This is a genomic window from Endozoicomonas sp. ALD040, from assembly GCF_049275945.1.
Taxonomy (GTDB): Bacteria; Pseudomonadota; Gammaproteobacteria; order Pseudomonadales; family Endozoicomonadaceae; genus Endozoicomonas_A.
In genome coordinates this window covers 3266284-3280490 of sequence record NZ_CP184829.1, presented here as the reverse complement: position 1 = coordinate 3280490, position 14207 = coordinate 3266284, and the positions used below count along the sequence as shown (strand labels likewise).

Sequence of the window (14207 nt, the reverse complement as noted above, 5' to 3'; positions counted from 1 at the left end):
GTCATTTCGGGCATGTAATACTAAAGGCGGCTAGCATAGCACAGACTGGGCGACCATGAGCTAATGAAAACGGGGGTTTATTGGACTTTAGTAATTTTTCGATATCTAAACTATATTTCACTGTGGGCTGGTTATGGAACATGGTTTGTATTCGATATGTTTACAGTGTCGCAAATTTCGGGCCCGGTTTTCTATCTAGCTAACTCTGGTGAGCTTGAGTCCCTTGAATCGGGCATGCTGATTTCTGAGAGCACGATAATTTCAAGTCCCGATGAGCATCATGTGGTTCTTCAGGAAGAATCAGGATCCCCGATCTCTGTTTTAGTGAAAGACCTTCAACCTGTGGCTGACATCTTGCAGAATAATGCTGCTAATTCTGCAATAAACAGTGTCCACTCAGCCAATAGTTTGCCTGACAGTGGTTCAGATGAAACACTGCAAGCGACTGAAACAGCCAGAGAGCATAATGACCGTCGGGTTATGCATGTTATAGAGTTTGAAGACGGGCATCATAAGGCAGCAGCTATTGTGGAGCGCGTTAACCTTGAAGTGGAGGTTTCGAAAGGACAAGCTTCCGCTAATGATCAATCTGCACGAGACTACACCGGCGATTTAAATACAGACTCTGGCTCAGTTTCGCTATTTAATGAAAAATCTTTTTTAAATTCACGAAACGGGACCGTTGCTCCACAGATAGCAGGAAGGTCACCAGCATTATCCGAAAATGCTGCTTCGAGTAATTTACCTCTGACAATTGTCGGCAGTTTTGCTGGTCAAGTGATCGAAGATTCGCAGATCAGTGCTTATGGACAATTGGATTTAAAAAATGGGGAGGGCACTTTCCCCGCGCAAGTTTATCAGGGTAAATATGGTGTTCTGACCATTGAGGAAAGTGGTGCGTGGGGCTACACGCTGGATAACAGTGCATCTGATGTTCAGGGGCTGCATGATGGACAGCGTGTATCTGAGCATTTTGTCGTACATGCTCTAAATACAAACGGTGTTGATTTCTCCCGCGCGTTTACTGTTGAAGTTCAAGGCTCTAATGACTTGCCAGTCGTAAATGGTGGACATGCAGGCCATTCAGTTGAAGGTGTCAGTCAACCGACCACTGGCAGCATTACCTCTACCGATGTCGATACTGGCGACACTGCAACCTTCTCTACCACGATGACAGTAGCAGGGTTCGCACTGAATGCCGATGGCTCCTATTCTTTCGACCCAACCGATCCGGCTTACAACAGCTTGGCTCAGGGCGATTCGGAGAAAATCGTCATCCCGGTCACGGTGACTGACGCTAGCGGCGCTTCTGATACAAAAGCTCTGTTGATGACAATTAGCGGCACCAACGACGCCCCCGTGCTTGATCAGATACAGGCGCAAAGTGTAAAGAAAGATGGCAACCAACTTAGCGGACAGATCACTTCACAAGACCCGGATAACCATGCATCCGTCGCTTATTCAATCGCCACTCCGGTCGATGGCTTCACGCTCAGCAGAGATGGTCAGTATGCCTTTGACCCAGGCCATACCGCCTATCAGCCCCTTGTTGCCGGTCAGAATAAAACGCTGACTATCCCCATCACGGTTACGGATCAACACGGAGCCACCGATACCCGGAATCTGGTCATTACCGTACACGGTCAATCCAATGCTGCGGTGATTGCTGGAGCAGACTCCGGTAGTGTCACCGAGGACTCTTCATTACAAGTCACTGGTAGCCTGAGTATCACCGATAAGGATGCAGGGCAGGATCACTTCCAGGCAGGTATCTACACAGCAACCCATGGCACCTTGCACCTTAATACTAATGGTCACTGGACTTACAATCTGGACAACACCCATGCCGACGTTCAAGCGTTGGGGGCTGGAACAACGACCACCAACAGCCTGACCGATACAGTCCAGATTCAGAGTGCAGATGGCACAACGCATGATATTGTTATCACCATTAAGGGTTCTAACGATGGCCCGGTACTGAATGCCATTTCCGCTGCCTCTGCAACAGAAGGTGACAGCCAGCCGACCACGGGAAGCATTACTTCCGCCGATGTCGATACGGGCGACACTGCAACTTACTCCACTACAGCAACAGCGGCAGGGTTCACGCTGAAGGCCGATGGCACCTATTCTTTCGACCCGGCCGATCCGGCCTACGATGGTTTAGCTCAGGGCGATACGCAAACAATCGTGATCCCGGTCACGGTGACTGACGGTAGTGGCGTTGCTGATACTAAAGCCCTGGTGATCACGGTTAGCGGTACCAACGACGCCCCCGTGCTTGATCAGATACAGGCACAAAGCGCGACGGAAGATGGCAGCCAACTTAACGGGCAGGTCACTTCACAGGACCCGGATAACCATGCATCCGTCGCTTATTCAACCGCTACTCCGGTTGATGGCTTCTCGCTTAACAGGGATGGTCAATATACTTTTGATCCAGGCCATCCTGCGTACCAGTCTCTTGCGGCCGGTCAGGATCAAACGGTAACTATCCCCATTATGGCTTCGGATCAACACGGAGCCACCGATACCCGGAATCTGGTCATTAGTGTCCATGGTCAATCGGATGCTGCGGTGATTGCTGGAGCTGACTCCGGTAGCGTCACCGAGGATTCTTCGTTACAAGTCACTGGTAGCCTGAGTATTACCGATAAGGATGCAGGGCAGGATCACTTCCAGACGGGTAACTACAAAGCAACCCATGGCAACTTGAACCTTAATGCTAATGGTCAGTGGGCTTACAATCTGGATAACGCCCATGCCGACGTTCAGGCGCTGGGGGTCGGCACCACGACCACCAACAGCCTGACCGACAGGATTCAGATTCAGAGTGCTGATGGCACAACCCATAATATTGTTATCACCATTAACGGTTCTAACGATGGCCCGGTACTGAATGCCATTTCCGCCGCCTCTGCAACAGAGGGTGGCAGCCAGCCGACCACGGGAAGCATTACTTCCGCCGATGTTGATACGGGTGACACTGCAACTTACTCCACCACAGCGACAGTGGCAGGGTTCATGCTGAAGGCCGATGGCACCTATTCTTTCGACCCAGCCGATCCGACCTACAATGGTCTGGCTCAAGGCGATACGCAAACAATCGTGATCCCGGTCACGGTGACTGACGGAAGTGCCGCTACAGATACTAAAGCCCTGGTAATAACCGTTAGCGGCACCAACGACGCCCCCGTGCTTGATCAAATACAGGCGCAAAGCGCTTCGGAAGATGGTAGCCAGCTTAGCGCGCAAGTCACTTCACAAGACCCGGATAACCATGCATCCGTCGCTTATTCAATCGCTACTCCGGTTGATGGCTTCATGCTCGGCAGCGATGGTCAATATACTTTTGATCCGGGCCATGATGCCTACCAGTCCCTTGCGGCCGGTCAGGATAAAACGTTGACTATCCCCGTTACGGCTACGGATCAACATGGGGCCAAAGATACCCGGAATCTGGTGATTACCATACATGGTCAATCGGATGCTGCGGTGATTGCTGGAACAGACTCCGGTAGCGTCACCGAGGATTCTTCATTACAAGTCACTGGTAATCTGAGTATCACCGATAAGGATGCAGGGCAGGATCACTTCCAGACAGGTAACTATAAAGCAACCCATGGCACCTTGAACCTTAATGCTAATGGTCACTGGGCTTACAACCTGGATAACACCCACGCCGACGTTCAGGCGCTGGGCGCTGGCGCAACGACCACCAACAGCCTGACCGATACCATTCAGATTCAGAGCGCGGATGGCACAACCCATAATGTTGTTATCACCATTAACGGCTCTAACGATGGCCCGATACTGAATGCCATTTCTGCCGCCTTTGCAGCAGAAGGTGACAGCCAGCCGACCACGGGAAGCATTACTTCCGCTGATGTCGATACGGGCGACACTGCAACCTACTCCACCACTGCGGCGCTGGCAGGGTTTACATTGAATGCCGGTGGCACCTATTCTTTCGACCCAACCGATCCGGCCTACGATGGTTTAGCTCAGGGCGATGCGCAAAGAATCGTGATCCCCGTCACGGTGACTGACGGTAGTGGCGCTACTGATACTAAAGCCTTGGTGATGACGGTTAGCGGTACCAACGATGCCCCCGTACTTAATCAGATACAGGCGCAAAGCGCGACAGAAGATGGCAACCAGCTTGGCGGGCAGATCACTTCTCAAGACCCGGATAACCATGCATCCGTCGCTTATTCAATCGCTACTCCGGTTGATGGCTTCACGCTTAACAGGGACGGTCAATATACTTTTGATCCGGGACATGCTGCCTACCAGTCCCTTGCGGCCGGTCAGGATAAAACGGTGACTATCCCCATTACGGCTTCGGATCAACATGGAGCCACTGATACCCGGAATCTGGTCATTACTGTGCACGGTCAATCGGACGCTGCGGTGATTGCCGGAGCAGACGCCGGTAGCGTCACCGAGGATTCTTCCCTACAAGTCACTGGTAGCCTGAGTATCACCGATAAGGATGCAGGGCAGGATCACTTCCAGGCAGGTAACTACACAGCAACCCATGGCAACTTACATCTTGATGCCAATGGTCACTGGGCTTACAGCCTGGATAACACCCACGCCAACGTTCAGGCGCTGGGGGCTGGCGCAACAACCACCAACAGCCTGACCGATACCATTCAGATTCAGAGTGCGGATGGCACAACCCATAATATTGTTATCACCATTAACGGCTCTAACGATGGCCCGGTTCTGAATGCCATTTCCGCCGCCTCTGCAACAGAAGGTGACAGCCAGCTGACTGGGGGAAGCATTACTTCCGCCGATTTCGATGCGGGCGACACTGCAACTTACTCAACCACTACGACGGTGGCAGGGTTTACACTGAATGCCAATGGCACCTACTCTTTCGACCCAGCCGATCCGGCCTACGATGGTCTAGCTCAAGGCGATACACAAAGAATCGTGATCCCCGTCACGGTGACCGACGGCGGTGGCGCTACTGATACTAAAGCCTTGGTGATGACGCTTAGCGGTACCAACGACGCCCCTGTACTTGATCAGATACAGGCACAAAGCGCGACCGAAAACGGCAGTCAACTTAACGGACAGATCACTTCACAAGACCCGGATAGCCATGCATCCGTCGTTTATTCAATCACTACTCCGGTTGATGGCTTCATGCTCAGCAGGGATGGTCAATATACTTTTGATCCGGGCCATGCTGCCTACCAGTCACTTGCGGCCGGTCAGGATCAAACGCTGGCTATCCCCATTACGGTTACGGATCAACACGGGGCCAGCGATACCCGGAACCTGGTCATTATCGTACACGGTCAATCCAATGCTGCGGTGATTGCCGGAGCAGACTCCGGTAGTGTCACCGAGGATTCTTCATTACAAGTCACTGGCATCCTGAGTATTACCGATAACGATGCAGGGCAGGATTACTTCCAGGCGGGTAACTACACAGCAACCCATGGCACACTACATCTTGATGGCAATGGTCACTGGGCTTACAACCTGGATAACACCCATGCCGACGTTCAGGCGTTGGGGGCTGGCACAACGACCGCCAACAGCCTGACCGATAGTATCCCGATTCAGAGTGCTGACGGCACAACACATGATATTGTTATCACTATTAACGGTTCTAACGATGGCCCGGTACTGAATGCCATTTCCGCCGCCTCTGCAACAGAAGGTGACAGCCAGCTGACTACGGGAAGCATTACTTCCACTGATGTCGATACAGGCGACACTGCAACTTGCTCCACCACTATGACGGTGCCAGGGTTTACACTGAATGCCGATGGCACCTACTCTTTCGACCCAGCCGATCCGGCCTACGATGGTTTAGCTCAGGGCGATACACAAAAAATCGTGATCCCGGTCACGGTGACCGACGGTCTTGGCGTTACTGATACTAAAGCCTTGGTGATGACGGTTAGCGGTACCAACGACGCCCCTGTGCTTGATCAGATACAGGCACAAAACGCGACGGAAGATGGCAGTCAAGTGAGCGGACAAGTCACTTCACAGGACCCGGATAACCATGCATCCGTCGCTTATTCAGTCGCTACTCCGGTTGATGGCTTCACGCTCAGCAGGGATGGTCAATATACTTTTGATCCGGGCCATGCCGCGTACCAGTCCATTGCGGCCGGTCAGGATAAAACGCTGACTATCCCCATTACGGCTACGGATCAACATGGAGCCACTGATACCCGGAATCTGGTCATTACTGTACATGGTCAACCGGATGCTGCGGTGATTGCTGGAGCAGACTCCGGTAGCGTCACCGAGGATTCTTCATTACAAGTCACTGGTATCCTGAGTATTACCGATAAAGATGCCGGGGAGGATCAGTTTCAGACGGCTAACTACACTGCGACTCATGGCAACCTTTACCTTAATGCTAATGGTCATTGGGCTTACAACCTGGATAATTCCCATGCCGATGTACAGGCGCTGGGGGCTGGCACAACGACCACCAACAGCCTGACAGATACAATCCAGATTCAGAGTGCTGACGGCACAACACATAATATTGTTATCACCATTAACGGTTCTAACGATGGCCCGGTACTGAATGCCATTTCTGCCGCCTCCGCAATAGAAGGTGACAGCAAGCCGACCACGGGAAGCATTACTTCCGCTGATGTCGATACGGGTGACACTGCAACTTACTCCACCACAGCGACAGTGGCAGGGTTCACGCTGAAGACCGATGGCAGCTATTCTTTCGACCCAGCCGATCCGACCTACAATGGTTTAGCTCAAGGCGATACGCAAAGAATCGTGATCCCGGTCACGGTGGCTGACGGAAGTGGCGCTACTGATACTAAAGCCTTGATGATGACGGTTAGCGGCACCAACGACGCCCCCGTGCTTGATCAGATACAGGCACAAAGCGCGACGGAAGACGACAGCCCACTTAGCGGACAGATCACGTCAAAAGATCCGGATAACTATGCATCCGTCGCTTATTCAATCGCTACTCCGGTTGATGGCTTCATGCTCAGCAGGGATGGTCAATATACTTTTGATCCGGGCCATGCTGCCTACCAGTCTCTTGCGGCCGGTCAGGATAAAACAGTGACTATCCCCATTACGGCTACGGATCAACATGGAGCTACTGATACCCGGAATCTGGTCATTACTGTGCATGGTCAATCGGATGCTGCGGTGATTGCTGGAGCAGAGTCCGGTAGCGTCACCGAGGATTCTTTATTACAAGTCACTGGTAATCTGAGTATCAGCGATAAGGATGCAGGGCAGGATCACTTCCAGGCAGGTAACTACGCTGCAACCCATGGCAACTTAAATCTTGATGCTAATGGTCATTGGGCTTATAACCTGGACGAGACCCATGCCGACGTTCAGGCGCTGGGGGCTGGCGCAACGACCACTAACAGCCTGACCGACACAATCGAGATTCAGAGTGCGGATGGCACAACCCATAATATTGTTATCACCGTTAACGGTTCTAACGATGGCCCTGTACTGAACGCCATTTCCCCCGCCTCTGCAATAGAAGGTGACAGCCAGCCGACCACGGGAAGCATTACTTCCACCGATATCGATACGGGCGACACTGCAACTTACTCCAGCACTATGAAAGTGCCAGGGTTTACATTGAATGCCGATGGCAACTATTCTTTCGACCCGGCCGATCCGGCCTACGATGGTCTAGCTCAAGGCGATACGCAAAGAATCGTGATCCCGGTCATGGTGACTGACGGTAGTGGCGCTACTGACACTAAAGCCTTGATGATGACGGTTAGCGGCACCAATGACGCACCAGCACTCTCTTCAACAGTAGTGTTGCCTCCGGGTACAGAGGATCAGGTGGTTATCATAAAGGCTTCTGACCTTCTGGCTCACGCCACTGATGTGGATCACCGTGCTCAGCTTAGTATTCATAAGCTGTCAGCAGACCATGGTCGTATTACTGATAATTATAACGGCACATACACCTTCATCCCGACTGTAAATTACAACGGCCCGGTGCAATTTAGCTATGAGGTCAAGGACGAGCATCAATCCTCTGTCACCCAGACGGCTTCAATGAATCTGGCTGCTATTGATCATCCTTCGATAATATCCGGAAACCTTGTTGCCACTGTTGCCGAAGGTGACATCGGTGATATCACTAATGTCAGAGGCATGCTCACTGTTAGTGATGTTGATGCTGGTGATAATCCGGTTTTCCACAATGTGTCGCCCACTGCAACAACCTATGGTCATTTCACCATGGTTAATGGCTTGTGGACCTATCTGCTTGACCAGAGCAAGGTGCAGGAACTAAACCCGTCTGCTCCGGATGCCAGCAAGCGCCAGGCTGCAGACTCTTACACATTTACGGCCAGTGATGGCAATACTCAAACCGTTCATATCACCATCACGGGTAGCAATGATGAACCCACGGTTGCAACAGTTCCTCTAAGTGGTACTGAAGACACAGCCTATACCTTCAGTGCCAGTGACTTTGGCTTTCAGGATGTGGATGCGGGTGCAGTTTTGGATCATGTCACCATCACCCGGTTGCCTGCAGCCAATGAGGGCAAATTCCAGTTAAATGGTGCAGATGTGACTGTCGGCCAAAATATAGTGACCGGTGCTATCCCCAATTTGGTATTCACCCCTGCCGCCAATTTTAACGGCGATGTACATTTTACTTATACCGTTAACGATGGTACGGCAGATTCAGCCATAGCAACTGGCAACATCAGTGTTTCGAGTGTTGTTGATGCCGCTGCCATTTCAACCAGTGCCCCACCTGCAGGAGATGAAGATAAGGCCATCGCACTAAACCTGGTTATTGCATCACACGGTGATACCCTGGAAAGCATTACCCTCACAGGTTTTTTAGCCGGTACTCAGTTTTCATCAGGTCATAGCGATGGTTCCGGTGGGTGGGTAGTAAATGCGAGCGATGTCTCATCGTTGACTTTAACACCTCCAACGAATTATCAGGGCTCCATGCCGTTATACGTCACTGCAACGACGACTGATGGCACCCACTCTGTTACCTCTCCTCCCCAAGCTGTTTCGGTCATGGCCAACTCTGTAACTGATGCAGCATCAGTTGCTTTAAGTTTTTCCGCTGAGCAAAAAGTTATGACCTTTAGCAGTGCGGGAACCGGGGGGGTTCTGAACCAGGGCCAGCTTGATACACCAGACCCTATTACAAAGTTGGCCGTTGAGTTTAACATTATCGGTAGTCAGCAAGTTGCCACAAGTGCTCATCACGGCGCTACGTTTCTGAGTTATGGCGTCCCGGCAGATCCAAATGAGTTTTATGTCTGGAGACCAGATAACCTGACCATTGGAATAGGTCACCATGAATACGCTACCGGCATTGATACAACTGACGGAAATAGCCATCGCTACTCATTATTATGGGACTCAGTGACCGGTCACCTGGATGTTCTTGTCGATGGCCAGAGCGCTTACAGTCATGACCACATTGCAACAGGCTACCAGATCCCGGGGCACGGCGTTTTTGCTCTTGCCCAGGACCAGGATCATTATGCAGAAGAGTCGGGACCTGCTGCCACAGGAAACCATGGATTTAACCCTAACGATGCCTATCATGGTCAGATATTCAGTGTATCGATGGCTGCCAATGTTGATGTTGACAAAACTCTGCTGACTCATTCTCCCCTGGGCAAAGTAATATCAAAAAATGCAGGCCTGGTTTTTGATATACAGGCAGACTATTCTGGCATGCTTGTCGATGTGACAGGTCATCATCAGTTATCACAGGTCGGAGCATTGACCGAACAGAAGGTATCAGTCGATACGGATATCGCTACTCCCAATAGCTCTGCACTATTGCATTTACACCCAAAGATAACACCACCTGCTGATCCGCAAGACCGTATCAGCAAGATTGAACTCACAGGTTTTAATGTCGGAACGGTATTAAGTGATGGCCATGGTCACGCTCACACAATTACCCAAATGACAGAACATGTCGATGTTCAAAACTGGACAACCACCGACTTGACTGCACTGTTACCAGGTGGGAATGCGCAAAATATGAATATCCGGCTAGTCGTAACAACCTCCGGTGCAGGAGGTGATACGGTCAGTGAACATTCTGCGCCGTTGATAATGGATCCGACCCAGCCTTTACCAGCACCGCCGATTTCAAGCCATGAGCAGGCTCCGGGGAGTGAAAGCGCCGACATTAACGTTCAACATGATAGACAAGCAACTGAAGGACCTATACAGGTAAGCGTTTCTGATAATGAACCTCAAGTCAATCTGGAGGCGCTGCGTGATCAAAATCAACCCCGTACTCAGGGTGATATCAACAATGCCCGGATCATACGTGCCGAGGTCGTTCTTGAAGCAGCTACCGAAAATGAAGCCGAGGGCTCTTTACGGCGTCAGGTTGAGCAACATCTCAATGAACAACAAAGCGAGAACGCTGGAGAACAAACCATTTCCAATGAGCTAAAAAGCGAACCATCACAGCCGACTGATGAAAAACCCTTGGCAAGCAGTAACACAGAGACTACCCACGATGATGCAACCTCAGGGAGTTCAAGCTTTCACATAGAGAATCTGGTACCAAAGCCGGATGATAATTCCTTTCCACCGATTTAACGACACAACTGACAATCGGTGCAAACGCAGACAAGAACCGTTCCAAAACTCAATGTTTGGGAGAATAGATGACAGATCAGAGCAACACTGAAGCCACTGATCGATGGGATACAGGATCTCCCGAGCGGACACACTTTGATGCCTTGCTCGATAGCCTGGTTATCGTGACTAAGTTGTATGATAAACCAAGTACGGCGACTGCCTTAAGTGCAGGCTTGCCTTTGATTGAGAATAAACTCACCCTTGCTCTGTTACCACTGGCGGCTGAACGAGCCAGTTTGTCTGCGCGCTTATTGAATCGTGAACTCGACACAATACTTCCCGAAGTCTTGCCAGCTATTTTGTTGCTTCACAATGGCAATGCCTGCGTGCTGACCAAGCTCGACATTACAGCTGACGAAGCCACAATTATTCGCCCGGAAGCAGGTCTGGGCAAGGCTGAAATGCACCTTGATGAGCTGCGTCTGCTGTACACAGGGTTCTGTTTTTTTATTAAGCGTGAGTATAAATTTGATAAAGGCCGCCGCCTGATAACCGGTGAGGCGGGCAAACATTGGTTTTGGGACACCTTGCGACTGTCTTTCCCAATTTATCGTGATGTGATCATTGCCTCTGTTGTTATTAGTTTATTTGTACTCGCCACCCCCTTTTATGTCCGAAATATCTATGACCGGGTCGTCCCTGACTCAGCTTTTGATACCTTGTGGGCATTTTCAATTGGCGTCGCCATTATTTTTTTCTTCGATCTTTTGCTTAAATTGATTCGGACCTTTTTCCTGGATGTTGCAGGGAGAAAGTCGGATGTCATTCTTTCATCCAGAATTTTTGCTCATGTTCAGGCTTTGAAATTAGAACACCGACCCAGGTCAGTGGGTTCATTTGCCAGAATGGTGAGTGAATTTGAGAGTATTCGGGATTTTATTACCTCTGCAACACTTAGCACATTGGTTGATATACCTTTTGTCATTATTTTCCTGATCGCAATTTATATATTTAGTGGCTACCTCGTTATTGTCCCGATGGTTTCAATTTTTATTATTTTGGTCATTACACTGTTGATCCGTCGACCAGTTGATGAGGCTATCTCTCATAGCTATGGTGCATCCTCGGTAAAGAATGGGTTGCTGATTGAAACCCTTAATGGCCTGGAAACCGTTAAGAGTAATCGAATGGAGGGGTTAAATCAGCGAAAGTGGGAACAGAATATTGGCGAAGCTTCGTACTGGAGCAATCGCTCCCGGCTTTATTCAACCTTTGGTACGAGTACGTCTGGCTTTATCCAGCAAATGTCGACGGTTGCCGTACTCATTGTTGGTGTGTATAAAATTGCAAACCATGATCTGACCATGGGTGGGTTGATTGCGGCCAGTATGTTAACAGGGCGTGTAATTTCTCCAATGACCCATGTTGCAGGCTTAATCGCACGATGGGGGCAAACCAAAGTAGCTTACAAGGGTATTGCCGGTATTATGGCAATGCCTGTCGAACGGGAAGATGAAAAACAGTACCTTCAGTGCGACCTTACTGACGGTCATTATCAGCTTGAAAATGTTTCGTTAACCTTTCCTGAGCAAACTGTTCCTGTTATCAAAAGAGTGTCCATTAATATTCCTGCGGGAAGTCGATTGGCGGTAATTGGTCGCATTGGTTGCGGAAAAACCACTTTGCTTCGGCTCTTAATGGGACTTTATACGCCTACCGAAGGTGTCATTAAGCTCGACGGTATTGATATTCGTCAACTTGATCCAAGTGACCTGCGCAAGATGATAGGCTCAGTTGAGCAACTGCCGACCCTGTTTTCTGGAACGATACGCGATAATATCGCCACGGGTACACCTTATGCTACCGATGCGCAGATTCTTAAAGCCGCAGAGATGGCAGGCGTCATCGAATTTACCGGGACGCACCCGGACGGCTTGAACCGAGAGTGCGGCGAGCAGGGGAGAATGCTCTCCGGAGGTCAACGACAGTGTGTGGCACTTGCTCGCGCTTTGCTCCGGGATCCTAAAATTCTGATCTTTGACGAGCCCACCAGTGCCCTTGATCAAGACTCGGAAAGAAAACTGATACAGCGCCTGAATCGACTGGCACCTGATAAAACCATCATTGTTTTTACACAACGGCTTGCCATATTGAGTTTACTTGATTCCATCGCGGTTATGGATGATGGCGAGATACTGATGAAAGGACAAAAGCGAAAAATTCTTGATCAGCTTGCGAGTCAATCTCCCGGCAGGATGAGGGCTGTATGAGTTTATCACGGTTAAAAGGCAAAGCATTCACTCAGGCCGATCTCGATTTTATCACTGACGCCTCTCAAGGTGAGTTAATGCGAACACCGTCTGCAGCCAGAGTGACGCTTTGGATAGTATTTGTGATGGTGTTGTTTTTGCTGGTTTGGGCCTATTTTGCCAACATCAATGAAATCGTTCGCGGCCAGGGCAAAGCGACCCCCATTAGCCGTACACAGGTCATTCAAAACCTCGAAGGCGGTACTATTAAAGCAATCCACGTCATTGAAGGGCAGTCGGTCATGCAGGGTGAGCTGCTCATGGAACTTGATCCAACGGTAGCGAGCGGGTCATTGACACAGTCGGTCGTGGAGACTTCATCGTTACTTGCAAAAGAAACGCGCCTTGCAGCAGAAGTTGCTGGTACTCACCCAGAATTTACCCCTGAACAAATTGCTACCCATAACACTTTTATAGATACACAGTTAAAGCTCTATAAGGTGAGACAGGATGAGCTTCATATGCAGCTTGATGACATCCATCTGAAAACAAGCAAGGCTCGCCAGGAACTTGTCTCAGCTCAACAGCAGGTGGAAGATCAGCAGCGACAGGTTGATTTGATCCAGCAGCAGCTCAAAATGAACGAGCCTCTACTTAAAATGGGTGCAGTATCTGAGTCTGTTGTGATTGACGTTAAACAAAGGCTCAGTCAGGCACAATCAGAGGTTAATAAAACAAACAACCAGATCCCAAAGCTGCAAGCAGAGATTCAGCGTCTTGAGAAAGAAGAAGGCAGTACTCTGTCGGGCTTCCGGGCGGAAGCTCAGGAACAGCTATCCGAAGTGCGAACTCGTCTCGGTATTGCACGTGGTAAAAAAACCGTCAACGAGGCAAGTGTTCAAAACACCGAGCTGCATTCGCCGGTTGATGGGGTAATTCAAAAATTGTATGTCACAACCATTGGTGGTGTCGCAAAACCAGGGGCTGAGCTTATCGATATTGTGCCAGTAGATGATGAGCTATTGGTTGAGGCTAAGATAAAGCCTAAAGATATTGGTTTTGTGCAGCACGGCCAGCATGCAAAAGTGAAAATTTCGGCGTTTGATTTTGCTGTTTACGGTGGGCTGGATGGCAGAGTACAGACCATTTCCGCAGATTCCATTACTGACCCCCATGGCGATAGTTTTTACATCGTAAAAGTAAGAGTCGAAAAAGCTTACTTTGGCGAGGGTTACAGCCACCTGAATGTCATTCCTGGCATGCAGGCAACTGTCGACATCAGCGTGGCAGAACGCAGTGTATTGCAGTACATCATGAAGCCACTATTGAGAGCTTTAAAGTGATAATTGCAGTGGCGATTATGTGTTTATATTGGAG

Annotated in this window: 3 protein-coding genes; all 3 read left to right on the top strand. The window is 50.0% G+C overall.

Features of this window, described 5'->3' with window-relative positions:
- Nucleotides 1–234 precede the first annotated feature (234 nt).
- The 3 genes from ACOJUN_RS11915 to ACOJUN_RS11905 all read left to right on the top strand — a co-directional run bounded on the left by ACOJUN_RS11915 (nucleotide 235) and on the right by ACOJUN_RS11905 (nucleotide 14173).
- The gene (locus tag ACOJUN_RS11915; RefSeq protein WP_422136817.1) at nucleotides 235–10599 is read left to right on the top strand and encodes a VCBS domain-containing protein; all 10365 of its coding nucleotides are present in this window, start codon (nucleotides 235–237) and stop codon (nucleotides 10597–10599) included.
- 68 nt (nucleotides 10600–10667) lie between these two features.
- Entirely contained in the window at nucleotides 10668–12851 is a 2184-nt protein-coding gene (locus ACOJUN_RS11910; protein ID WP_422136816.1) for a type I secretion system permease/ATPase, read from the top strand.
- Nucleotides 12848–14173, top strand: coding sequence for an HlyD family type I secretion periplasmic adaptor subunit (locus ACOJUN_RS11905; RefSeq protein ID WP_422136815.1), 1326 nt, complete (start codon nucleotides 12848–12850; stop codon nucleotides 14171–14173). The genes ACOJUN_RS11910 and ACOJUN_RS11905 overlap by 4 nt, the downstream gene beginning before the upstream one ends.
- The last annotated feature ends 34 nt before the right edge of the window (nucleotides 14174–14207 follow it).

Bases quoted from the DNA above. Each gene is read 5' to 3' on its own strand.
- ACOJUN_RS11910 (WP_422136816.1), top strand. From the start codon at position 10,668: ATGACAGATCAGAGCAACACTGAAGCCACTGATCGATGGGATACAGGA.
- ACOJUN_RS11915 (WP_422136817.1), top strand. From the start codon at position 235: ATGCTGATTTCTGAGAGCACGATAATTTCAAGTCCCGATGAGCATCAT.
- ACOJUN_RS11905 (WP_422136815.1), top strand. From the start codon at position 12,848: ATGAGTTTATCACGGTTAAAAGGCAAAGCATTCACTCAGGCCGATCTC.